The 24,916-nt window shown below is 37.5% G+C and carries 16 protein-coding genes; 7 read left to right on the top strand and 9 right to left on the bottom strand.

What is annotated here, in order from left to right:
• Nucleotides 1–2 precede the first annotated feature (2 nt).
• Nucleotides 3–1,043: a type IX secretion system protein PorQ gene (gene porQ / locus IEV85_RS04675; RefSeq protein WP_188460653.1), complete on the bottom strand. Its 1,041-nt coding sequence runs from the start codon at nucleotides 1,041–1,043 to the stop codon at nucleotides 3–5.
• Entirely contained in the window at nucleotides 1,040–3,526 is a 2,487-nt protein-coding gene (lon, locus tag IEV85_RS04670) for an endopeptidase La (RefSeq protein WP_188460651.1), read from the bottom strand. Before lon ends, porQ begins: the two co-directional genes overlap by 4 nt.
• Nucleotides 3,527–3,728: 202 nt before the next feature.
• Between lon and IEV85_RS04665 the strand changes: the two genes are divergently transcribed.
• Together IEV85_RS04665 and IEV85_RS04660 are read left to right on the top strand one after the other, a co-directional pair.
• Nucleotides 3,729–5,684 (top strand): OmpA family protein, encoded by a 1,956-nt coding sequence (locus IEV85_RS04665; RefSeq protein ID WP_229712508.1) that lies wholly within the window; start codon nucleotides 3,729–3,731, stop codon nucleotides 5,682–5,684.
• Between the two features lie 84 nt (nucleotides 5,685–5,768).
• On the top strand, nucleotides 5,769–6,761 hold the full coding sequence (locus tag IEV85_RS04660; RefSeq protein WP_188460649.1) for an isoaspartyl peptidase/L-asparaginase family protein: 993 nt from the start codon (nucleotides 5,769–5,771) through the stop codon (nucleotides 6,759–6,761).
• Between the two features lie 15 nt (nucleotides 6,762–6,776).
• On the opposite strand, the gene IEV85_RS04655 is transcribed toward IEV85_RS04660, so the two are convergent.
• On the bottom strand, nucleotides 6,777–7,349 hold the full coding sequence (locus tag IEV85_RS04655; RefSeq protein ID WP_188460647.1) for a PH domain-containing protein: 573 nt from the start codon (nucleotides 7,347–7,349) through the stop codon (nucleotides 6,777–6,779).
• 141 nt (nucleotides 7,350–7,490) lie between these two features.
• Nucleotides 7,491–9,587, bottom strand: coding sequence for an amino acid carrier protein (locus IEV85_RS04650; protein ID WP_188460645.1), 2,097 nt, complete (start codon nucleotides 9,585–9,587; stop codon nucleotides 7,491–7,493).
• Nucleotides 9,588–10,004: 417 nt separating this feature from the next.
• On the opposite strand from IEV85_RS04650, the gene IEV85_RS04645 reads away from it, so the two are divergent.
• From IEV85_RS04645 to IEV85_RS04630, 4 genes are all read left to right on the top strand, one after another.
• Nucleotides 10,005–12,404 carry a TonB-dependent receptor gene (locus IEV85_RS04645; RefSeq protein ID WP_229712507.1) on the top strand — a complete coding sequence of 800 codons (2,400 nt, stop codon included), beginning with the start codon at nucleotides 10,005–10,007 and terminating at the stop codon, nucleotides 12,402–12,404.
• Between the two features lie 38 nt (nucleotides 12,405–12,442).
• A complete protein-coding gene (locus tag IEV85_RS04640; RefSeq protein WP_188460643.1) occupies nucleotides 12,443–13,651 on the top strand; it encodes a DUF4374 domain-containing protein in 1,209 nt (402 codons plus the stop codon).
• A gap of 67 nt (nucleotides 13,652–13,718) precedes the next feature.
• Entirely contained in the window at nucleotides 13,719–14,957 is a 1,239-nt protein-coding gene (locus IEV85_RS04635) for a PepSY-associated TM helix domain-containing protein (protein WP_188460641.1), read from the top strand.
• A 252-nt stretch (nucleotides 14,958–15,209) separates the two neighbouring features.
• Entirely contained in the window at nucleotides 15,210–17,075 is a 1,866-nt protein-coding gene (locus tag IEV85_RS04630; protein ID WP_188460639.1) for a cellulase family glycosylhydrolase, read from the top strand.
• 97 nt (nucleotides 17,076–17,172) lie between these two features.
• Here IEV85_RS04630 and IEV85_RS04625 read toward each other — a convergent pair whose 3' ends face one another.
• The 5 genes from IEV85_RS04625 to IEV85_RS04605 form a co-directional block, all read right to left on the bottom strand.
• Entirely contained in the window at nucleotides 17,173–17,967 is a 795-nt protein-coding gene (locus tag IEV85_RS04625; RefSeq protein ID WP_188460637.1) for an SDR family NAD(P)-dependent oxidoreductase, read from the bottom strand.
• Between the two features lie 62 nt (nucleotides 17,968–18,029).
• A complete protein-coding gene (locus tag IEV85_RS04620) occupies nucleotides 18,030–18,611 on the bottom strand; it encodes a TetR/AcrR family transcriptional regulator (protein WP_188460635.1) in 582 nt (193 codons plus the stop codon).
• Nucleotides 18,612–18,855: 244 nt separating this feature from the next.
• The gene (locus tag IEV85_RS04615) at nucleotides 18,856–20,196 is read right to left on the bottom strand and encodes a DUF4374 domain-containing protein (RefSeq protein ID WP_188460633.1); all 1,341 of its coding nucleotides are present in this window, start codon (nucleotides 20,194–20,196) and stop codon (nucleotides 18,856–18,858) included.
• A gap of 13 nt (nucleotides 20,197–20,209) precedes the next feature.
• Nucleotides 20,210–22,603: a TonB-dependent receptor gene (locus tag IEV85_RS04610; RefSeq protein WP_188460631.1), complete on the bottom strand. Its 2,394-nt coding sequence runs from the start codon at nucleotides 22,601–22,603 to the stop codon at nucleotides 20,210–20,212.
• 239 nt (nucleotides 22,604–22,842) lie between these two features.
• Entirely contained in the window at nucleotides 22,843–24,009 is a 1,167-nt protein-coding gene (locus IEV85_RS04605; RefSeq protein ID WP_188460629.1) for a PepSY-associated TM helix domain-containing protein, read from the bottom strand.
• Between the two features lie 244 nt (nucleotides 24,010–24,253).
• On the opposite strand from IEV85_RS04605, the gene IEV85_RS04600 reads away from it, so the two are divergent.
• Complete coding sequence (locus tag IEV85_RS04600; protein WP_188460627.1) at nucleotides 24,254–24,805, top strand: EF-hand domain-containing protein; 552 nt, start codon at nucleotides 24,254–24,256, stop codon at nucleotides 24,803–24,805.
• Nucleotides 24,806–24,916: the final 111 nt, after the last annotated feature.

The following is a 24,916-nucleotide window of genomic DNA, read 5'->3' as shown; positions in this document are numbered from 1 at the left end:
TGTTATTTTAAAATCTCGTTAAAATTAGTGCCTAAAGTAATAAAATGCGCTGTTCCCCCTATTTGGTATATCGCATTTGAATAGGCTAAGTTTATTTTCTTTGTTTCAAATAGCAATCCAAAAGTAAAACCTCCGGCTCCGGCACTTTGTTCCCCCTTTAATGATTGCCTGATTAAATGGTTGTATCCTGCCCTGAGGTTAATATTTCTCCCTAAAATTATTTCGGTTCCAATTGTTACATGTTGAAATAGCTTATCGAAAGTCCCCGGCTCTTCATTATTTATATTTGTAAAAATATTATTGCCGTTTTCATCTACCTGAGTAAAATCATAATAGCTCAAATTGTACTGATAGAGCCTGTTGGCAGTTACAGAAAATCTGAAAGGCATAAATTCAGGCTTATAAGTAGCCCCTAACTGTACATCAAAAGGCAGGTTTCTATCTTCTGCTTCCAGCTTGCGGGTGTAAAAGCCCAGGTTTTTTATCACCATCCCTACACTCAAATCCTGCTCAGGATGAAGGAAAGCCATTCCTAAATCTGCCATTAAAGCAGATTGATTAAAACCGCTCACTTGAGTGCCGGCAAATTTTAATGTAGCTCCATACTGAAATACTCCTTGCGATCTGCTATGAGAAACCTGCACTACAAAATCGTTGGCTGTAAAATCTTCAGTAGGGGCACCGGTATTATCAAAGCCTTCAAAATTACCATAATTAGCGTAGAAGACTCCTAAGCTTAGCATTCCCAGCTTCTCAAAATCCTTAGCGTAGGTGATGTTAGAATTGTAGATGCCCGCCAGGTAAGGAGAAAGTGTAAAGCTTATTTTACCGTCCATTTCTCTTGTTAGCAAAGCAGGATTTTGCCACACCATGTTTACATCTCCCGCCTTGGAGCTGACATTTACAGTACCCAACCCTGCAACTCTTGCATGATTAGGTACTTCCAGAAATTCAAAAGCTCTTTTCCCGCCAATCTGGCTCAAGGCATCTACAGTGTAAATGCTCATCATGAAGAAAATAGCTATGAATTTCAGGTGTTTCATACAGTGGCTTCGGAGCTTTGCTGTTCTGTGGCAGTCACAAACCTGATCGGATTTTTGATCTTCTCTTTTAGCAAAGCAATTTCCAGCACTTCACTTACGGTGTCTACGAAATGTATGGTTAAATCCTTCACATATCGTGCATCAATTTCCTCTATGTCTTTTTTGTTTCTGTTACAAAGAATCACCTCTTTTATCCCTGCTCTTCTGGCAGCCAAAATCTTTTCTTTCAACCCGCCAATTGGTAAAACTTTCCCGCGGAGTGTTATTTCTCCTGTCATGGCCAGTTTGTCCTTGACCTTACGCTGAGTGTAAATAGAAGCCAATGATGTGATCATAGCAATACCTGCTGATGGTCCATCTTTAGGCACTGCACCCGCAGGCACATGAACATGCAAATCGTAATTGTCAAAAGTTTTATAATGGATTCCCAGTTCTTCAGCATGAGACTTTAAGTAGGAGAGGGCAGTAATAGCAGATTCTTTCATGACATCTCCTAACTGACCGGATAAGGTCAATTTACCTTTACCGCGACTTAAACTTGATTCAATAAACAGGATTTCACCACCTACTTGTGTCCAGGCAAGTCCTGTTACCACTCCGGCAGTTTTATTATCTGAATAAATCTCTTTTTCAAAAACTTCGGCACCTAAAATCCTCACTACATCTTCTTCTTCAATTTTGTTGTTGTATTCCTCTTCCATAGCAATGGATTTGGCTACATTTCTTACAATCTTCCCAATTCTTCTTTCTAACCCACGTACTCCGGACTCACGAGTATAATCTTCTATAACCTTAGCAATTGCTTTTTTACTGAAAGTTACATCCTTGGCTTTTAAACCGTGGTCTTTTTTCTGCTTAGGGATTAAGTGCTTTTTAGCGATCTCTACTTTTTCTTCTAAAGTATAACCCGTTACTTCAATAATTTCCATTCTGTCCCTCAAAGCCGGATGAATCGTATCTAAAGTATTAGCCGTAGCGATAAATAACACTTTAGAAAGGTCATATTCTGTTTCCAGGTAATTGTCCTGGAAAGTTTCATTTTGCTCAGGATCAAGAACCTCCAGTAATGCGGAAGATGGATCTCCTCTGAAATCAGAACTTACCTTATCAATTTCATCTAAAATAAATACAGGATTTCCGGTCCCTGATTTTTTCATGTTCTGAATCACCTTTCCAGGCATAGCGCCTACATAAGTTTTTCTGTGCCCACGAATTTCAGCTTCATCATGTACACCGCCTAATGACATTCGCACATATTTTCTGCCTAATGATTCAGCTACAGATCTGCCCAAAGAAGTTTTACCCACTCCCGGAGGGCCATAAAGGCAAAGAATAGGGGCTTTCATATCATTTTTCAGCTTTAAAACAGCTAAGTATTCGATGATCCGCTCTTTTACTTTGTCCAGACCAAAATGGTCTTTGTCCAGAATTTTTCTGGCATGTTTAAGGTCAAAATTGTCCTCCGTATATTCACCCCAGGGAAGATCTACCATAAACTCAGCATAATTCATTGATACAGGATATTCAGCCGCCTGAGGATTGATACGGCTTAATTTATCCAGTTCTTTTTCAAAATGCTTTTTAACACTTTCAGTCCACTTTTTTTTCTCCCCTCGCATACGAAGGTTGTCTATTTCCTGGTCAGGGCTGTCTTGTCCCAACTCATCCTGCAATACTCTTATTTGTTGCCTTAAGAAGTAATCGCGCTGTTGCTGGTCTATATCAGTATGTACTTTTTTATGGATTTCCTGCTTTAGTTCCAGCATCTGGATATCCTTTAACATAAACTGAAGCAAGAGGGTAGCCCGCTCTTTGGCATCAGTTTTTTCCAAAAGGTTCTGCTTATCTTTTACTTCCGCATTAATATTGGAAGAAAGAAAATGAGTAAGGAAGTTCGGGTTTTCAATATTGTCCAGAGCTACCTGTGCCTCCTGAGGTATTTCAGGATTTAACTTTAAAATTTTACTGGCAGCATCTTTTAAAGATTGGATAACTGCTTTATTGGATTTTAAAGAAGCGTTAAGTTCCTGCTCGTTCAATTCAACATAAGTAGCAATCAAAAAAGGATCTTCCTGCGTAACCTCTTTTACCTCAAACTTTTGCTTTCCCTGAATAATAATAGTAGTGTTTCCATCAGGCAAAACAATCATTTTCAGAATACGCGCTACAGTACCAATTTTGTAGATATCATCCTTGCCCGGATCTTCCACTTTATTGTTGGATTGCGCTACTACTCCAATAATTCTATCTCCCTTGTAAGCTTTTTTTACCAGTCGGATGGATTTTTGCCTTCCTACTGTAATTGGAATAACAACTCCCGGAAATAAAACGGTATTTCTGATGGGTAAAATAGGTAAGGTGTCAGGTAAATCGTCTTCCTTCATGCTGTTTTCTTCATCAGTAGAGATAAGCTGGATCAACTCACCAGTTTCATCATCATTTACTTCAGAAAGAAATTGAGCATCTTTAAATATAGAATCCATAAATTTTTTTTATATTCTTTGCGCCAAAATGGCGTTTATTTATATCTGTATTTTTCGCAAAATATTGGTGCAGGGATAATTCAATTGTTATGCCAAACAATAATTATCTAATTTTGTAGTCTATAATCAAAATATTTCCTGCATTTTTAGTTAATATTTAATTAATATACTGACATAATTACCGTAAAACTACCAAATTGTCTTGAAGTATTTTTCACATACCGTTATTGCGCTCTTAATCACTCTTTCAACCAGTACTATTTACGCTCAGGTAAATCCTCAGGTTGATTTAAGTAAGAAAGAAGCTGAAGCACTTTTCCCTTTTTATTTCCCTAATGTGAATAAAATTAATTTCTTTCAGGATGCTGATGCCATGGGGAAAATTAACAGGGTGAGAGGGGAGAAAAAGTGGGAAAGATTAAGAGGGTTACTTACTGAATATGTTCAGCAATTTGGAATTGAAAACTTCTATAAAAACACCGAACTTATCTGGCAATTAGCCAAGTTGGAGGAGCTGTATGGCGATTTAGAAAAGTCAAAATCGCTGTACCGTTTGGCATTGAAACATCACCAGGCCAAGATTAACCTGAAGCAGATGGAGATTTTTCTTGATTCTGTGAAGTTGGAGCAGACAGAAGACTATGTGCCCATAGATTATTATTATGAGTTGGTTGACTTCAGGAAATCCATAGATACTCTGATTCCTCCCCGTGGAGTTTTGCTCAGTATGGGAACTGCAGTAAACTCAAATATGGCTGATTATGGACCTGCTTTAACATTAGATAACCAGACGCTGCTTTTTACCTCCCAGCGAAGCATTACGGGTAATTTGTTTTTCTCCGATAAAAACAATGAAGACTTATATATTAGCCACCAACGTGGAGGGAAATGGGAGAAAGCGGTTCCCCTGAAGGATATTAACAGTAGCTATAATGAAGGTTCGGCAACCTTAAGTGCTAAGGGAGATCTTATTATTTTTACCCGCTGCGAGGCACCTGATGGCTATGGTAATTGCGATATTTATGAAACACGAATGCAGGAGGACAGCACCTGGAGTAAGCCCGTGAATTTAGGAGCTAACCTTAACTCCAAAGCCTGGGATTCCCACCCGAGCTTAAGCATTACGGGGGATACTTTGTTTTTTGCTTCTGACAGAATTGGTGGTTTTGGACTTTCCGATATTTACTTTTCAGTACGTAATGCAGCGGGCAATTGGGGGGTAGCTACCAACCTGGGGCCGGTGGTAAATACCAGAGGTAATGAGGTGAGTCCCTTTATCCACCCCAGGTATAAAATTTTATACTTTAGCTCCAATGGTCATTTACTTAACTTTGGGGGCTTCGACATCTATAAAACTATGGCAGAAGGCTTTTTATGGAAAGAGCCTAAGAATATTGGTCCTTTAATCAATAATGAAGGAGATGAGTACTACTTCACTATTGATTCAGAATCCAAAGATTTGTTTTATGCAGGTAGCTCTTCTATGAGAAGCTCCAACCTTGATTTATTTTCATTTCCATTGCCTATGGAAGCGCAACCGGGAGCCACTACCCGTGTTTCCGGTACCGTGCAGGATACTGTTTCAGGCGTTCCTTTCAGAGGAATAGTTTCAATCATTGACCTTGAGAATGGTATTGAAATAGCACCTAAATTTACTCGGGAAGATGGAAGCTACGAGTTTGATTTGATTAATAATACCAATTACGTAATGGTGGTGCAGGCAGATAAGCTCTTCAAAATTGAAGAAATGTTCTTCCTTTCCGGAGATACTACAATTAATAAAAATGTAGATCCCATGGCCAGTAAAATCAGGTTTAAATCTATTGAGTTTGCTGAAAACTCTGCCAAGTTAAGGCCTGATATGTATGCTGATCTTGATAAAATAGTAGACTTTCTGCTGGATTATCCTGAATTCAGATTAAAAATTTCAGGCCATACTTCGTTTTCGGGTACAGAAAACAGGAATAAAAACTTGTCACAGCAGCGTGCTGACGCTATTCGCGAATACATTATAGAATTGCACCCGATTGAACCTAAAAGAGTTGAAGCCACAGGTTACGGAAATACGCGTCCTATTGTGAAAGATGAGCAGACAGACGATGACAGGCGCCTCAACAGAAGGGTTGAATTTGAAATTTTTCGTTCAAAAGAAGAATGATAGAGAGCTGTTGGCTTAAAAAATTTTAAAAAAAAGCATTTATCAACTATATTCCATGTAACCATAAAAAAAAAATATATATACATGAAATCAGCAAGAAGAAATTTCTTAAAATCCGGATTGGCACTTGCTGCCGGAGTGGCTTTGAAACCCTTAAAAGGATTAGCAGAAGCTCCTTTTTTGAATAAAAAAGTGAATAAACCTATTGTGTTAAGCACCTGGAGGTTTGGAATTGAAGCCAATAATGAAGCTTGGAAAGTATTGTCAGCAAATGGAACAGCGCTTGATGCTGTGGAGAAAGGAGTGAAGCTGGTGGAAGGAGATCCTAATGAGAGAAGTGTAGGATATGGTGGTAGGCCTGATCGTGATGGGAAAGTTACTTTGGATGCATGTATAATGGATGAAAAAGCAAATATAGGATCAGTAGCCTGTCTACAGCATATTAAACATCCTGTTTCAGTTGCAAGGGCGGTTATGGAGAAAAGTCCGCATGTGATGTTGGTAGGTGAAGGTGCTTTTCAGTTTGCCTTAGAGCAGGGGTTTCAGAAAGAGAAATTATTAACAGAAGCTTCTGAAAAGGAATGGAAGGAGTGGCTAAAAACATCTCAATATGAGCCTGTGGTAAATATCGAAAACCACGATACCATAGGTATGATTGCTTTGGATGCTCATGGTAACTTATCAGGTGCCTGTACCACAAGCGGAATGGCTTATAAGTTACACGGAAGAGTGGGCGATTCACCCATTATTGGAGCCGGGTTGTATGTGGATAATGAAGTAGGCGCAGCTACTGCAACAGGCCATGGGGAAGAAATAATAAGAGTGGTAGGTTCTCATCTTGTTGTAGAACAAATGCGCCATGGAAAATCTCCCCAGGAAGCTTGTGAAGCTGCGGTTAAATTGATTTTACAAAAGTTTAAGCTGAGGGGCAGGGATTTTTCCACTACGCAAATTGGTTTTATAGCACTCAATAAAGCAGGAGAATATGGCTCCTATTGCTTACAAAAGGGATTTAATTTTGCTGTACTGGATCAGAAGAAGGGTAGCAGGCTTATTGATGCAGGACATTTGGTGTAACTGCTGTTTTAAAAGTTACTGACCAAGACTGTCTCCTTCCTCATGATCAATGTAGGCCTTCTTCATCATAGGCCAAAGGCTATAATTTGTTTGGGAAGGCTCTATAGGGAAATCCTCATAGTTTAATAAGGTGGAACTGATATTGAACTCCTTATTGTCATTGGTGCGTACTCTTATGAAAGAATAGTTGGACCATGGGGTAAGCATGCGATGATTTCCATCCAATTTCTTCTTGTGGTAAAGTGGTAAATGCCTGGTTACAGTAAGGTCTTCATAAGCATACTGAAACTCTTCTTTCTCTTTAAAAGTAATCTGATTGGCGTGCGGATCAATAAGCACTTCAAAATTCCTATTGGCAAAGAAATGTGATAAGTGCATAATGAGAGTAGGCAAAACTCCCAATGCCATAAATCCTAACAAATTAATGAGAGGCACGATTTTAATTGCCTCCATCCATCCATAACCCTTTATAAAATGGGCAATAATTAGAGGGGGACACATTAAAAGTGGCAGCAATAGCACATTTCTTCTCAGGTATTTAAGAGAATTAAAGGTTTCTGCTTTATTTATTTTTAAGGGTTTACTCAATTCTGATTGATTTAAACTCTGCTAAAGCTGGCAAATTTAGGTCAAATAATTTAAACAGGCTTTAAAATGTACTTATTTTCCGTTTTTTAAAGAAATATAATTAAACCAAGTAGTGTAATTCGCCAGCTGGTAACAGATTCCTTAACTTTCTTTGGAAGCCTTTCCCAGCTCTCCGTTTTTTAATTTTTTGAGGTAGTCGGTTAAGTCGGAACGTACCTCGCCTGATAAAATATAAAGCCCCACAATATTCGGAAGTGACATGGCTAAAATCATCATGTCAGAGAAATCAAGAACAGAACCAAGGCTTACAGATGCACCCACAACCACAAAAATCAGGAATACTACTTTATAGGACATTTCAGATTTCTTGCTTTTACCAAAAAGATAGGTCCATCCTCTCATTCCGTAATAAGACCAGGAAATCATAGTAGAGAAGGCAAATAGAAATACAGCGATAGCCAATACGAGTGGAAACCAGGAGATTACAGTGCCGAATGCTTCAGAAGTAAGTTTAACTCCTCCCACACCGGGTACTTCGTGCATTCCTGTGAAAATAAGTACCAATGCAGTGAGCGTACAAACAACAACAGTATCAATAAAAGGCTCCAGTAAGGCCACAAAACCTTCTGAAGGAGGATGATGCGTTTTTGTAGTACTATGGGCAATGGCAGCAGAACCTACTCCAGCCTCGTTAGAAAATGCGGCACGCTGGAAACCTACGATGAGTACTCCAATAAAGCCTCCTTTAAGGGCGTTAGGAGAGAATGCTCCATTAAATATGGCAGAAAATGCAGGTCCGATATTTTCAATATTGATTCCAATAACTACTAAAGCCGCCACTACATATACAAAAGCCATGATGGGCACCACTTTACCTGTTACTTTTGCAATACTCTGGATACCTCCAATTATTACAACTCCCACCAAAACAGCCATTCCTACACCAAACCAAAATCCATAACCTTCCAGAAAAGAAAATTGTGAAGCCATTATCTCAAAGGATTGGTTGGACTGAAACATATTACCTGCACCAAAGGATGCACCTACACACAAAACGGCAAATATGCCGGCCAGAAACTGTCCTAATTGCTTTAAATTCCTTTTTTCCAGTCCGTAGCGAAGGTAATTCATAGGGCCACCAAAAATTTTCCCTTCTTTATTGATAAATCGGTATTTTACACCAAGTGTACACTCCACAAACTTTGATGACATTCCCAGAAAGCCAGCTAAAATCATCCAGAAGGTAGCGCCTGCACCCCCCAGCGAAATAGCTACTGCAACCCCTGCAATATTCCCAAGTCCAACTGTAGCGGAAACGGCAGTTGCCAGGGCCTGGAAATGTGTTACCTGACCTGGCGCATCCGGATCGCTATATTTTCCCCGCACCAGTTGAAGGGAATGTTTGAAACCACGAAGATTAATGAAGCCCATTCGGAAAGTGAAAAATGCCGCACCAAAAATGAGCCACACTACAATAAATGGGATTTCCTTTTTCTGAATATCACCATTAGGATATTTTAATGGTACAGGCTCATCATATTTTATACTTGCCAGATATTGTGCACCTTGCTCAATCAGATGTTCACTGTTTTCAGGATTGAAAATGTAAGCCCCCTCTTCTGTTCTAAAATTTACTATACCTGTTGCCAGTGCTTTTACCTTCTCTTCTTTTGTACCATCTATAGTAATTATTGCTATGTTTTGGCCTTTTTCTACGTGTGCTCCGTTTTCTACCAATCTTTTGCTTAAAGTATAAGATTGGTTTGTAGTAGCATTCCAGCTAGGGGCAGGAATTAGTTTTTCTTCGGCATAAATAACCGGATCATACAAACTGATGGCGGCAAAAGGATCCCAGAATAATACCTGTCCCATAATATCAACCACAGGTTTGAAAACGCCATTGAATTTTTCAGTTATTGATGAAGCCTTTACTTTGTAGGATTTAGAAACTGAATGCTGTCTGCTATCTGTGATAACCACATCGTATTGAATACCTTCCACTAAACCAATAGCTTCGTTCGATTTTAAGGGAGTTGCCTGATCAGTCCATTTGTAAGTATAAGGAGGTGTACCGCCAATTACCTCCAAATTAATAATACCGTCATTTATTGTCTTAGTTGGGTTTTCAATAGTAGCTTTTACTTCAAAATCATCGTTTTCATCTGTTGCTTCCTGCGCATGAAGTACCGAAAGTGATAAAGATGACCCTATTAAAAATAAAAGTAAAAATTTTCTCATAGCTATAATTTATAGTTTTTGATATTATACGATTAAGTTTTTATGAAAGTAAAAGAAATTGTCAGTAGTAGATAATAAGCCGACTGCAAGGTTGATTAAAAAAAAGGGAATGAAGTGCCTGCTCAGTAAAAATGAAAAGGGCAGGCTTAAATTAAAATTGGAGAGAGTAGTATAGAAGGACGTTTCGTATTCGATAATCCTGATTTTTGAGTTAAAACAACAAATATATTGTAAGAAAGTAACAGGAACAAGTATTTATTGTTTTGAATAATTAAAGCAACTCTTAAAGGAGCATAATTAAGCATAAGCTTTTATTCATCGAAATCTGTTTAGAATTGATCTTAATAAATTTGATTATAATGTATCTACACTTACATTTGCAATCTATTTAAATTCAATCTAAATACAGTTAAAATTTTGAGCAGGCATCTTGTAAGGATAGTTGGTTTCTTGGTGATGTTTTACATTCCGCTGGGTGTGTTTTCGCAAGATAATGCTGCATTATCCGGAACCGTTATGTCTAATACAGGAGAGCAGTTGATAGGGGCAGTGGTATTATTGAAAGAAACCAATCAAGGTACCACAACTGATTTAGAAGGAAAGTTTGAATTGCTTAATATTGAATCAGGGACTTATACATTACAAATTAGTTTTCTGGGTTTTGAACCACAGGAACAAACAATATCACTTCAGGCGTCTCAAAAAAAGGTGCTTCAAATTAAGCTAAGTGAGAGCAAGCTTGTACTGGATGTTGTGGAAGTAAAAGGAAAGTCAATGGCTACTGAAGTGAATGAACAGTCCTATGCTGTGACGGCTATCGCTGCAAAGGAATTCAATAATAGCACAACGGATGTAAAAGAAGTACTTAACAGAGTATCTGGAGTTCGGGTATTGGAAGAGGGTGGTTTAGGGTCAAATTTAAGTTTTTCACTCAACGGTTTTTCTGGTGATCAGGTAAAATTCTTTATGGATGGCATACCTATGGACAACTTCGGATCTTCTTTAAGTTTAAGTACAATCCCTATCAATTCTATTCAGCGTATTGAGGTATATAAAGGAGTAGTGCCGGTATGGCTGGGAACAGATGCTTTGGGTGGTGCGGTCAATATTGTCACTCATCAGAAGAGTGATTTCCTGGATGCTTCTTATTCCTTTGGTTCTTTCAATACTCATAGGGCATCCCTTAATGGAGCACAAACCAATGATAAAACAGGGTTTACTGTAAGAGGAAGTATAAACTACAATTATTCGGACAATAACTACAAAGTGCATGTGCCGCTAACTGATGCATTAGGTAACAACTCAGAGAATAAGATGGTCAATGCAGAAAGATTTCATGATGCCTATAGATCAGGAATGGCAAGGCTGGAAACAGGGTTTGTCAATAGAAAATATGCAGATCAGTTATTGTTGGGAATTATAGCATCTGTTGACGAAAACGAATTGCAAAACGGAGCTACCATGTCCCGTCCGTTTGGTAATATGACAAACACAAGTAGGACTTTTGTTCCAACACTGAAGTACCGTAAAGAGAATTTTTTAACAGAAGGTCTGGATATTAGTTTCAATAGCTCCTTTAATATTACTGAAACCAAAAATATTGATACGCTTACCTCATTCACTTTTAATTGGTTAGGCGAGAAGATACCTTCACAAGATAGTAAAATAGCCGAGAGTGGTAAACCTAACAATATAGACATGGATGATACAGAGTTTACCAGTCAAATGAATTTATCCTACCAACTGAACTCTCGGCATTCATTGTCTTTAAATTATTCTTATCAATATTTTAGCAGAGAAACTTACGACTCTGAAGATCCTGATAATATAAGTAATCAGATGGATAATACTTTAGAGAAGACAGTATTAGGGTTGGCTTATAAGTATGATCATGATAAAAATTGGAGCACCACCCTATTTGGTAAAGGATATTTTCTTCAATTAAATACTTCCAAAGAATTTGATTTTGGAGAAGATACCAGAAGAATTGATGCTTATGAGAATAAGAGCGAAGAATTTGGATATGGAATAGCAACATCTTACGTTATAATCCCTTCCATTCAAATAAAAGCGTCCTATGAACATACCTACAGGCTGCCATGGGCTAATGAAGTTTTCGGAAATGGTCAATTTATCCTTCCCAACCCAGACTTAGGTCCTGAGCAAAGTGCTAATTTAAATATCGGGGGCTCTTATATGGTGAAGTTAAACGGTCAACATCGCTTAGCAATTGAGAGCAGTTTTATTTACAGGGAATCAAAAGATTTAATTTATCAGGTCATTACTGTGGCTAATCCGGAAACCAGGTATAATAACTTGGCTGATGTAAGGACTTTAGGCGTAGAGGGGAGTGTAGACTACGAATGGAATAACCTTATAAATGCCGGAGCCAGCCTTACCTACCAAAACATTACAGATCAGGCAGATCAAGTTTACAGTGATTATGCAGGTTACCAGACAAATTTTAATAAAGGATTTCGTGTCCCAAATAAGCCGTATCTGTTTGGAAATGGAAGAGTTGGTTTTCATAAGGAGAATTTGATTTTTGCCAATTCTTCCTTTCGAGTAAACTACTTCTACAACTTTAATAAAGAATATTTCCTGAGTTGGGCGAGATTTGGTACTAAGGATAGTAAACTTATAATTCCTGGTCAATCCTCTCATAATGTAGAACTAAGCTACAGCTTAACAAATGGAAAATATAATATAGCTGTTGAATGTCGCAATTTAACCGATGAGCGATTATATGATAAATTTTATTTACAAAAACCAGGTCGGGCTTTTTATCTAAAGCTGAGATATTCCATCGGAAAATAATTCATTTTTAAACAATAAATAGATAGAGCAAATACAATATGATTACATTAAATAAAATGAGAAGCTGGGCTATGGCCATATTAGTAGTAAGTGCTACTGCTTTTGTAACAGCATGTAATAATGATGATGAAGTCGCACCAGCAGGTGACTATGCTTTGTCTTTAGCTATTCAAGGCAGTGAAGGAGGCTTCACTTATTATACAGTACCTTTTGCCGATGTAATGACAGGTACCTTATCGGCTGTCGGAACAGGTATTGAGCAACCTGGTTATTATGATTTCACACAATTTGATCGCACAATTTATAGCATTGGCGGATTGGATGATGTTAATGTGGTAGCCATTACTCAAGGAGCAGATGACCAATTAAATCAGGTAGGAGATGTTTCATTTGCCAATAGTTTATCTGACATTGTAAAAGCGGATGATGGCACATTAGTATCTGTATCTATTTCAAATGATTCAGAGGTTGTAACATTCAGAAAGTTTAATTCTAATTCGATAATTGTAATGGATACTGTGGAGCACCCGGTTTCCCTACTCACAGATAAAACGGGGCCTTCTTATTCTGGAATGAGAATTAGCGGAGATCATTTATTTTTAAGTTATTATATCAGTGATCCGGATGACTTCGCTACGGATTATACTAATGAAGCAAGTGTAGCTGTATTTTCTTATCCGGAATTAGAATTTGAAAAAATCATTACTGATTCAAGAGTAGGGCCAATTGGTGGTTTTGGTGTAAAGTCAGGTTTAATAGAAGATGAGAATGGCAATATTTATGCAGTTTCTCACTCTAATCCAGCCAATGGCTATAGTCAAAGCACTAAGCCTGCTGGTATTTTGAAAATAAAAAGAGGAGAAACTGAATTCGACAAGGAATATTTCTTTGACATAGAAGCAGCAACAGATGGATTAAATACTGCCCACCTAAAGTATTTAGGCAATGGAAAAGCTTTTGCAGAAATTAATCAGGAAGAAAGAGATGTGCAGGCGCGTTGGTCTGATGGTCCTTTAAAGTCAGCTATTGTGGATTTGGAAGCTAAAACAGTTAACTACATAGCAGATGTACCTGAACATGCTGGACTAGGCCGGAGGTTAGCTGCCTTACATGACGGCAATTTTGTTTATACCTGTATTCCTGAGGAAGAAGGGATCTTTGTTTATAGGATTGACCTACAGAGTTTAACTGCCACAAAAGGAGCCAGGGTAGAAGCTAATTTTGTTGCAGGTTTTTTTAGATTTTAGAAATTGAATAAAAGTAAATATCGGCCTTAAGCGCTGATATTTACTTTTACTGTTAAAATAGCTTCCTATGAAAAATAAGAAACAGCAGAAGAAAAGCGGTATAAGGCGATTGAATGATTGGTTGCACCTTTGGTTAGGGCTAGGATCAGGTTTAATTGTTTTTATAGTGAGTTTAACTGGCTGCATTTATGTTTTTCAACAGGAAATAAAAGATGCTTTAGAACCATGGCGTTTTGTAGAAGTGCAGGATAAAGCATTTGTACCTCCCAGTCAAATACTTGATACGGCACAAACTTACATGCCAGATTCAAAACCTACAGGTTTGACCTACAGTAATAAAGAAGGAGCAGCTGCAGTGGGGTTTAGCTCTTTTACTGATGGGAAGCGAAGCTTTACAGCAGTATTTTTAAATCCTTATACAGGAGAGTTCCTTAAAAAACAGCAGTCAATAGGGGGCGATGAATTTGATTTCTTCCGATTTATTGTTGATGGACACAGGGCTTTGTGGCTCCCATATAATATAGGAAGGCCGATTGTAGGAGTAGGCACCCTTGTTTTTGTTGTGCTCTTAATAACAGGTTTAATCATGTGGTGGCCTAAAAACCTAAAGAAGTCAAACATAAATAAGAGCTTTAAAATTAAATGGAATGGAACCTTCAAGCGTGTAAACTACGATCTCCATAATGTTTTAGGCTTTTACTCTTTGGTGTTGGCTTTTGTGATAGCCGTTACAGGTTTAGTGTGGAGTTTTGAATGGTTTGAAGATTCTCTTTATTATGTTACTTCGGCAGGAGAGGAGAAGCCGGGTCATCATCATCCTCATTCTGACACTTCACAAGCCGGCTTATTGGCCAATGATAGCATTCCGGTGCTGGATCGTGCCTGGTACAAAACTTTGGCACATGAAAGCGATGCTCAGGGATTTTATATGACACCTATAATAGAAGACGAAGATGATGCCATTGAAATTATTGCTTACCAAAACCATGGCTCCTGGTATAATCATACTACCTATTATTATGATCAGTACACCTTGGAAAGATTTAGAGTGCAGGGAGATGATTTTAAAGAAGCAGACTTTGCGGATCAGCTATCTATGATGAATTATGATATCCATATTGGCGCAGTCTTGGGTTTTCCTGGTAAGCTGTTGGCCTTCTTTATCAGCCTGATTTGTGCCAGCTTACCAGTAACCGGCTTTTTGGTGTGGCTGAATAAAAAGAAGAGAAAAAAGAGTAAAAATCAACCAGCAACTCTATTTAAATCAAAAAGAACTGAGACTAAAATAGCAGAAAAGGTATATTAATAAACGCACCAATTATTTTGCTTATTTTTAATAAGCTATCATAGCTCACAAAGAAAAGAGAAATTGTGAAATCATCTTTTTTTATTAGATACAATCAAGAGATTTTTTGAAATGAGGAAAACTAATGAGAATAATAATTAATTCCCCTCGATTTTAAGTATATTAGAAGTAACATGCATTGATAAAGAGGTTTGCAAGAGGCATATCTGCCCATTAAATCTCTTATTTTTTTAATCTATAAATAATAATATTATGAAAAACCAAAACCCTAAAAACAGTCATTATTTATTCCCCAGTGCATTCAATATGCGTAATTGGTGGACTTTTCTAATTTTCACTTTGCTTTCATTTCCTCTGTTATCACAAACACCGGTTTCTTCTAATGGTGCATTATCTGTAAATGGTAACCGGATTGTGAACGAGAACAATGAAGTAGTAAGCTTCTCAGGTACCAGTTTATTTTGGAGTAACGATGGGTGGGGAGGAGAAAAGTATTACAATGCTGACGTGGTTGATTGGCTACAGCAGGATTGGGAAATAAGCTTAATCAGAGCAGCTATGGGCGTTGAAGAGCCCGGAGGTTACATTCAAAACCCAACAAGCAATAAGAATAAAGTGACTACTGTAGTAGATGCGGCTATTGCCAACGGACTTTATGTAATTATTGACTGGCATTCGCATCATGCGGAAGATTACCAGGCTCAGGCAATAAGCTTCTTTCAGGAGATGGCCACTCAATATGGAAATACTGATCATGTAATTTATGAAATTTATAATGAGCCTTTGGGAGGTTCATCGTGGTCTAATGATATAAAACCATATGCTGAAGCAGTAATAAGTGCCATCAGAGCCATAGACCCTGACAACCTTATCATAGTAGGCACACCTACCTGGTCGCAGGATGTTGATGTTGCATCAGCTAATCCCATCAATGGAAATAATATTGCCTATACATTACATTTTTATGCTGGTACACATACCCAATACTTAAGAGATAAAGCTACCACAGCTTTGAATAATGGAGCAGCTTTAATGGTGACAGAATGGGGTACAGTAAATGCTTCCGGAGATGGGGCTGTAGCACAGAGTTCCACACAAGAATGGGTAAGCTTTATGGAGGAAAATGATCTTAGCAATGCAAATTGGTCAGTTAATGATAAGGTGGAAGGTGCCTCTGTATTGAAGCCGGGAGCAAGCGTTAACGGTGGCTGGTCAGATGGAATGCTTACCGAATCTGGTTTACTTGTTAGAGAGATTACGAGGAATTGGGAGAATGGAAGTAATGGTGGTGGAAATTCATGTGACCCTACAGCTATTACACCTGTTTATAGAATAAATGGTGCCTCTGCTGTTACCTCCAGCCAGATAAGTGTTACAGCTGGAGATAATCTGGAATTAGCACCAACTGCTGCTTCCGGAGGAACCTGGAGCTGGACAGGGCCTTCCGGTTTTACATCAAATACAAGAGTTGTTTCATTTTCTAATGTTCAGGAAAGCCAGGCAGGTAATTATGCGGTCACATACACTAATAATTGTGGAACAAATTCGCAGGAAACTATTTCAATAGAAGTTAATGGAGCAGGGGGAGGCGGAAATGAAACTTGCCAAAATCCCACTAGCGTATCTGTTCCCTTTACTAAGGAAGGAGTTGATGAGGCCTGTTTTGAAACCTCCGGAAACATTTCATTTGTCAACTCGTGGAGTGTTGACCTTCTTGAAATTAACGGTGTTGATTTCACCAATAAGTGGTCCAATTCCATGCCTGCTAAAATAGATGGTAAATATTATATTCGTTATAGCTCTACCGTAGGCTGGGGGCATTTTGAAATGAGTGGAAGTAGTAATAATACTACAAGTGCAATTGAGACGAAGTCTGGTAAATCTGTAATTTATCCTACACCATCTTCTGGAGTCATCAATATTGAGATAGATGAAAAGGAATCTAATGAACAACTGAATGTTAATATATTTGACGCTAATGGAAATGTAGTGTATCAAAAAGATATTTCCGGAAGTTTAAATATTAAGGTTCATACGGAACTTCCTTCAGGAGTTTACAGAATAAGAGTTGCCAATGACCAAAAAATATTGATAGATCAGAATACTATTATAAAATAACTATAAAAGTGAAATGGCCGGACTTATTTATCCGGCCATTTATAATCGAAGTAAACTTTGCGCTTACAGCTTTAGTACACGTAAATGAATTAGCTTTTCAAAGAATGCTATTTAATACACCCCCATCTGCTCTTAAAGCAGCACCATTGGTAGCGCTTGCCATAGGACTACATAAGTAAGTTGCCAGGCTGGCTATTTCAGAAGTATCGATAAATCTTTGTAATAAGGAGGTAGGATTTAAATGCTGCATAATACCATTCTTTACTTCTTCTATGGATTGATTTTGTGAGCTTGCAAGCTGTTCTACAGCAATAGCTACACCCTCTGAATAAGTGGGGCCTCCAATAATTGAATTGACTGTTACTTTTGTGTTTTTAGTCATTTCAGCAAGACCTCGGCTAACAGAGATCATAGCGGTTTTTGTCATTCCATAATGGATCATGTTGGAAGGAATGTTAATTCCTGCTTCGCTGCTAATAAAGATAATTCTGCCTTCATTATTATTTAGCATTCCTGGTAATAAGGCTCGGGACAGGCGTATTCCGCTTAATACGTTGACTTCAAATATGTTTTGCCAATCGGAGTCTGTAATTTCAGTGAATTCCTTAAGTTCGAATAAGCCTACATTATTTACCAAAATATCTATTGCTGGTAGCCTTTCTATTAATTCTTTAATCTCTTGCCCTTTAGTGAAATCAGCTGCTATTCCTGAAATAGTGGCTGACGGAAATTCTTTTCGAAGGGTGAACATTGCAGTATCTATTTTTTGGCTGATTCTTCCATTGATGATGACATGAGCACCTTCTTTTAGCAGTTGCTTAGCAATAGCAAAACCAATTCCCTGCGTAGAGCCACTAATAAATGCAGTTTTTCCCTGTAATTGTAAATCCATTATATATTATTTTAGTTATGAAATTATTTTTGTGTTGATCATTACAAAATTTGATAAAAAAATTAGTTGATTATTTCAAGTTGCATCTCAATCTGCTCTGCCAGCAATTTATTGTCAGGATACATTCGTCTTGTTACATTAATGCCATTCCATAAGGTGATGAGGTATCTTCCTAAAATTTCAGGAGCAGTTCTGGTTTTTAGTTTGCCTTCTTTTTGGGCTTTCGCAAAGGTTTCCGTATAAAATTGTTCTACCTCTTTAAGAATGGCTACGGCTTCTTTTTCCAATTCCTCATCCAGAGATGCCATTTCAACAATAGTATTTGCTATAATGCATCCTTTCATGTGAGTAGAAGAATCTGCTTTTGCAATGTCTCTGTAAAAGTTCTTGATCATTTCTACAGGGTTTTCACTTACTGCTGCAGCTTCCTGGAATGCTTTAAAGGCTTCTCTTCTTTGGTTTAATGCTTTTTTGAATACTTCTTTCTTCCCACCTTTAAAAGCATTATAAAAGCTTCCGCTCCCCATACCCATAGCTTGTAGGATATCTTCCAGTGAAGTGGCGGTAAATCCCTTTGACCAAAAAACCTGCTGTGCTTTTTGTAAAACTTCTTTTTCCTTAAATATGGATGGCCTTCCTCTCATTTAATTTTGTATTGATCATTACAAAATTAGAAAAATATCTTTTATTTTAAAATAGCAATGGTGATTTTAATGTATTAAAGCGTTAAAGGAACAGTAGCTTCTTTAGCTGTGAATCACGATAAGCCTATAATTGCAAAGGCTGCTTTTGTGGAGCTGGTCTGGGGGTAAATAAAAAATCCAGATTAAACAGTTCATGCTTAATCTGGATTTAAAGAAAACTAACGATTCAACTATAGATATTTATTTAAAAAGCACCAATGTAGTGATTACCTGGTTTGTTAATCAATTGAGCACCTTTGGTTACTTCGCCTGTCTGGCTGTTTAGCACATAGATATTTCCGTTTTTACCAATAGGAGTAACAGCCATTAATAAGTTATCGCCACTTACATGGAAGCCCTGGTACTGATGTAAACTTAAATCTGCATCATTAGGGATTTCTTCCACAACCTTTGCAGTTCTTGCATTAAGGTCTACAAGAGCAACAAAGCTTTGGTCCGATTCCCCTTTTCTGTAAACTACATAGCCTTTACCATTTCTTACGTATCTCCAGGTTTGCACATACACATCGTTTGCTCCTAAGGCCTCATCAAGGCTGAATACATAGGAATTATCATATTCATTATCAGGAGTTATTTTAAGGATATAAGATCCTTCTCCATTAGGATTCCTTTGAGTAGCTTGATATATGTTGCCATCTTCAGCAAGGAAATTTACATTACTTCTGTATCCTGAGCAATCGCCATGGGCTACTGTAGATGTAATTACTTTAGCGTTTTTTAAAGAAGGATAGTCTACCACAACTGATTTAGTTCCTAACCTATCCCACTCGCTTTCTCTATCACCTGATTCAGGATCATACTTACGCATCCAGGTACCAATGATCAGCTTGTTTCCTACCTGATTTAATACCGGAGCATCTAGGCGGAAAATAGTGTGGCCGGCTAACTCTTCCTCTTGAGATAGTGGAATTTCGTATTGTTGGTATCCTGAAATTTCAACATTCTGTAAATCTAAAGCCAGTATTGTTGCTGTGCCTCTATAGTATTCAAAAGGACCGGTTTTCTCATCAGAGTTTTCGTCAACTGGTGCATTGTTTGCAGATATATCTGCAATATTTACTGCAATACCTGTTTTGTCACCATCATATAATTTCCCCCATCTTGGTGCTGTACCAGCATATTGAGCAATACTTACTGTAACATCTTCCTCAACATAACTAGCTCCACCTCCAACAGCAAATCTTGAAAATTCTCCACCGTTTTCACCTGCATAAGCGATATTAAAAAGTGTATTTCCATCTTCTGAAACCTGTATTCTGGCAGTTCTGTTGGATTTTACCGGCTCCCCATCCTCATAAACATCTATTGAAACTTCCGGGTTAATAGCATCTTCATAGCTTACTGCATAAATTAATGTTCCTCCATTTCCATCCCCGGGGTTTTCACCCATAGCAGCTCCTGCCACAGTTACCCATTGTTCATCGTTGGTGGGGTCAGGTCCTGTAGCTCCATCATCTTCATTACAGGATGTAAAAGCTAAAAATATAGCTCCGCACATTAAAAAGTTTAAAAATCTGTTTTTCATTTTTAAGATATATTTAGAAATTATTGATTGTGTAATTGATTTTAAGGTAAAAAGCTCTTCCAGGCTTTTGCACAGCAAAATTGTCATAAGCTTGTTTGTCAAATATGTTTCTGGCGTCAGCGCTTACCACAAATTTTTTATTAGGAAATACATAACTTACTCCCACGTCCTGAATAAACTGGCGAGGTGTTCTAAAATCTTCAATTTCTAACCAGGTAGTGTAGAATCTATCTACAAAGCCAAAACTATAATTGAAATTAATAGCGGAATTCTTTTGGATTAAATCATTAAGGGTATATTGTGCATTGCTATTTACAGTAAAGAAAGGCTCATTTGGTAATTGCTGATTGTAGTTATTGTATTCATTTCCATTGGCATCGTACCGAAGGTTATATACTGAGTTGAATCTGGAAACACTTAGCAAAATATTAAGGTTGTTGTCCAGCTCATACTTTAATTCTGCTTCAAAACCAATTGATTTTGTTTTACCCAGGTTTTCGAAAGGATCTGTCTGTACGGCATCGTTTAGCCTGGGATTAATTCTTTGAACTATCTTATCTTTTGTGTCTCTGAGAAATCCTGAGGCATATATATTAAACCTATGGAGACCATTACCATAAGGCCCCGCTCTGAATCCAATGTTAAGATTATTACTTATCTCTGGCCTGATTCCAATATTTTCTACTATATTATCACCTGGGCTTCCAAAAATTTCACCTTCTGAGGGCATTCTTACCGCTTTTTCTGCAGAAAAGAGTAATAAAAGTCTGGGCTTAATAGTGTATGAAGATGCAAAACCATAGCCAAAAGTATTTCTATTACTTTGAACTCTGTCTTCTGTTTTTCTGCTTTCTCCGTTTTCTTTTATTAAGATAGGGTCTATTCTATCAATTTTTTGTTGGTAAAATTTTCCAAATATATTTGCTTTTAAATTGGAGTTAAAAGCCTCTACTTCATAGGCCAGTGCAGATATGTTTTTAGTTAAGTCCCTTGTTCCAATAAATTCTCTCTCTACTGCTGATTTTCTCATATCTTGTTGATTTCTGTCAATAGAATAGAACATGTGGCTAAAAACAATTTTATGATTTGTATTGAAAGTATAAGTTAAACCTGACCGGAAAGTGTTAACATTTCTATCAATGTGGTTAAGGGTGGGAGCTCCTTGCTGAGCGCCATCAGGTCTTAATATGGGGTCACCATTTAACCCTATACTTTTTTCTCCAAACCAATTGTAATTCCATTTTACCGTGTCATTTATAATTTCATTTCTATCACTCACCATACCATTGAAGGACAGGTTAAGTCCCTTAGTAAGGAAATCATCTTTTTGATAGCTAAGATTAAGTACATGGGCCTGTGATGTTGAAAACCTTCCTTTATATGGAATAGACATATAGCGACCATGTTGGATTTCATTATAATCATCAGATCCGTTATAGCCAATAAAGAATTGATCTGCCCACTTAACATTCGTAAAACCAAGTTGTACTTGTCCTCCTGAAGACCTGTAAGCATCATTAAATCTTTTTGCTCTAACATAATCATATCGGCCATTGGCGAGGATGTTTCGAACAAATTTACCCCATACTTCATAGTTATTATCTGAATAATTATGAAAGCCGGACGCTCTTACCGTAAAGCCTGAATGATTGTCACGATACATTCCGCTAACTGAAGCCTGTTGTGTATTGAAAGAGCCATATGAAACGGAGGCAGTGAGGTTATTAGTCATTTCCTTCTTCAGGATTACGTTAATAGCACCCCCCAAGGCATCGTCTGCGAGGTGTGCGGGTATAACGCCTTTATATATATCTATTCTCTCAATTAAAGAAGGAGGGATGCTGTTTAAGCTAAATGATGGGCCATAAGTAGAAATAGGAATTCCATCAATAAAAATACGCACAGAATTACCTGACATGCCATTGAGATTATAATTTACGGAAGAGCCTAAACCACCATTTTGTCGCACTCTCACACCAACTGCCCTGTTAAGAAGATCATTGGTTTGTATGGATTGAAGAGAGGCCTTTTTTGTTTCAACTACATTGACAGCAAAACCTGTCTCCTCTATTTCAGCCTTTATTGATTTTCCTTCTACAACAACCTCATTAAGCTGCTGTAAATCTTCTTTCATTTGTATGTCTAACTTTAGTTGCTGACCCTCCTGCAGAGAAATAGCGTGATGTTGAGCAGTGAAACCTATACCTGAAATAAGAAGTTTATAGCTGCCTGGAGCTATACCCGTAACTTGGTAATTCCCCTCAAAATTGCTGGCATTTCCTATTGTGGTACCCTCCAAAACAACTGTAATTCCCGGAAGAACTTCTCCTGCTTCTGAACGAATGATACCTGAAATAGCACATTCTCCTTTTCTAATTACCTGGGCTAAAAGCAGGAAAGGTGCCATAAGAAAAAAAAGAAGTAAGATGGAGCAGAGATATCGTTTCACTTTCTTTATTTAGACTAATTATAACTGGAAGCAAAAATATATTCCTCCATTAGAAAAACCTAATTCTATTTAGATTAATTTTAAATAAAAATTAAATGAAATTTATTGAACTTCATTTGACACTCTGTGAATGTTCAATACACTTGCTTATAGCACTTTATATATGTTAAAGTGTGCTCTTACAAAGACCTTAAAAATTATTTTTGAACTAAAACCTTGTTTTTCTTTTTCTTTGCTGCCCTTTTCTTCTTCAATTTATTAATCCAGATAATTATACCGGTTACAGGTAAGCTGGTGGCAATTAAACAGCTGATGAAGTAGAGTATCTTACTAAATAGCCCAAATATTTCTCCCGTGTGAAGTGGTTTAATGGAAGAAGCTATTTTTTCATTGAAAGGCTTATCTGCGAAACGTTCTATCTTAATAATTTCTGCATTATAAGGGTTCAGCTGAATTTTGTCTGAGCCTGAAGAAGCAAAAAAGCCGACACCAGACTTCTGTATTGTTATGGCTTCCTCCGCATTGTATGGAATTGAAATTCTGTAGTTTCCTTCATAATCAAATTCATCGTTAGCGGTAGCAAGTAATGCTGCCAATGGCAGCCTTGTGGAGTCTGCTGGTACCTGAACCTGCTCTGCCGAACCTCCTCTTCCTCCAAAAACTTTGGCGCCAATCACATTGCTTAAGCCATCCCGATACCACCCGAACGACCAGCAGAGGCCTGTTAAAGCCATGATGAGAAGTAAAATTGCTGAATAGAAGCCCAGGGTATTATGTAAATCATGATTTACCCTCTTCCAGTTGGCGTTGTACTTTATTTTGAACCCTTGTTTCCAGTTTTTCCATTTCTTTGGCATCCAGATAACTATTCCTGAGATAATTAGAAATACAAAAATGATAGTAGAAACACCTACTATGATTTTACCGGCATCACCCTCAATTAATAACCATCGGTGTAGCCTCATTATTACCAAAAAGAAATCTGACACTGCGCCTCCTTGTGTTCCCAGTATCTCTCCGGTATAAGGATTTACATAGTAACCAGTTCCTCTTCTTTCCTCAGGAGAGGATTTTACCGACAATTCATAAGAGGAAGTTTCATCTGCGGGAATAGAGATAGAGGTCACTTTTCCTGAGGTCTCTTTTTCAACCAGCGCTATTAACTGATTGGAAGAGAGGAGTGAGCTGTTTTCAGGCTTCTTTACTTCATACTTTTCAGGCTCCAAAGCATGCTCTACTTCATGCCTGAAAGTGTAAATTGTGCCACTTAAACACACAATGAATAAAATAATACCACTGGCTACTCCCATCCATAAATGAATGTCATTAAAGAATTTTCTAACTGAATATTTGCCCTTGCTCATGATTGTATAGGTGAAGAGTCTTTGTATTTAGACTAATTTTAAATAGTTCACAAATATAGGCTCCATGGAATTAAAAGCAAATTTTTGTTTTGATAAATATTATCCAATTGATATCAGCTGATATTCGTAAGCACTTACTGATGAATGGCTTGAGTGGAAAACAAATGGTGCTTTTTAGGTATCCTCCTAATTTGTAGTGGCGTTACTTACTTAGAACTACTTTTTCATAAACTAAAATTTTTTAATGATGGAAACGAATAAAACGATCAACTCAAAAGGCTTAATGCGAACTCTTTTTTCTGCAATATTTTTAGCAGTTGCAGTCTCATCTGTTTCTGCGCATGTAACAAAAAAGTACGAAACATGGGATGTCAATGAAGACAACAATATTGACAGAAGTGAATTTAACTCCTGGTATTCTGATAATGAGTTTGGAAGTGACTGGGATGAAAACAATGATGGTTATTATGATGACAGTGAAATTAACGAAGGCCTGTATCATGACTGGGATTCAAATAATGATGGCAGACTTACTGTAGATGAATACAATAATTCCAATTGGGGTGATGATAATTTTGAAGCATGGGATGCAAATAATGACGGAGTTTTAGATAATAATGAATATTCCACAGGTATGAGTAATTCAGGAATGTATAATGATTGGGATACTAATAATGATAATCGATTTGACGATAATGAAGTTCAAGATGGATTTTATAATACCTGGGATACTAATAGTGATAACTCTATTGATAATGAGGAATATGACAGATTTGGAAGTACTTATGATATGTAAAGCCTGAATTAGTTAAATATTTTTAATTCGATACTGTTATTTACTATGCTATTAATAATAGGTAACATAATTGGATATAATAAACTGCTATTAAAGAGAGTATTATGTTGA

The organism is Marivirga lumbricoides (genome assembly GCF_014636295.1).
Classification (GTDB): domain Bacteria; phylum Bacteroidota; class Bacteroidia; order Cytophagales; family Cyclobacteriaceae; genus Marivirga; species Marivirga lumbricoides.
Note: the sequence above shows the minus strand (reverse complement) of the source record. Positions and strands in the feature narration are given on the sequence as shown.

Coding starts and splice junctions, on each gene's coding strand:
- porQ (WP_188460653.1), bottom strand. CDS start 1,043: ATGAAACACCTGAAATTCATAGCTATTTTCTTCATGATGAGCATTTAC.
- lon (WP_188460651.1), bottom strand. CDS start 3,526: ATGGATTCTATATTTAAAGATGCTCAATTTCTTTCTGAAGTAAATGAT.
- IEV85_RS04660 (WP_188460649.1), top strand. CDS start 5,769: ATGAAATCAGCAAGAAGAAATTTCTTAAAATCCGGATTGGCACTTGCT.
- IEV85_RS04650 (WP_188460645.1), bottom strand. CDS start 9,587: ATGAGAAAATTTTTACTTTTATTTTTAATAGGGTCATCTTTATCACTT.
- IEV85_RS04640 (WP_188460643.1), top strand. CDS start 12,443: ATGATTACATTAAATAAAATGAGAAGCTGGGCTATGGCCATATTAGTA.
- IEV85_RS04635 (WP_188460641.1), top strand. CDS start 13,719: ATGAAAAATAAGAAACAGCAGAAGAAAAGCGGTATAAGGCGATTGAAT.
- IEV85_RS04630 (WP_188460639.1), top strand. CDS start 15,210: ATGAAAAACCAAAACCCTAAAAACAGTCATTATTTATTCCCCAGTGCA.
- IEV85_RS04625 (WP_188460637.1), bottom strand. CDS start 17,967: ATGGATTTACAATTACAGGGAAAAACTGCATTTATTAGTGGCTCTACG.
- IEV85_RS04620 (WP_188460635.1), bottom strand. CDS start 18,611: ATGAGAGGAAGGCCATCCATATTTAAGGAAAAAGAAGTTTTACAAAAA.
- IEV85_RS04615 (WP_188460633.1), bottom strand. CDS start 20,196: ATGAAAAACAGATTTTTAAACTTTTTAATGTGCGGAGCTATATTTTTA.
- IEV85_RS04610 (WP_188460631.1), bottom strand. CDS start 22,603: ATGGCACCTTTCCTGCTTTTAGCCCAGGTAATTAGAAAAGGAGAATGT.
- IEV85_RS04605 (WP_188460629.1), bottom strand. CDS start 24,009: ATGAGCAAGGGCAAATATTCAGTTAGAAAATTCTTTAATGACATTCAT.
- IEV85_RS04600 (WP_188460627.1), top strand. CDS start 24,254: ATGATGGAAACGAATAAAACGATCAACTCAAAAGGCTTAATGCGAACT.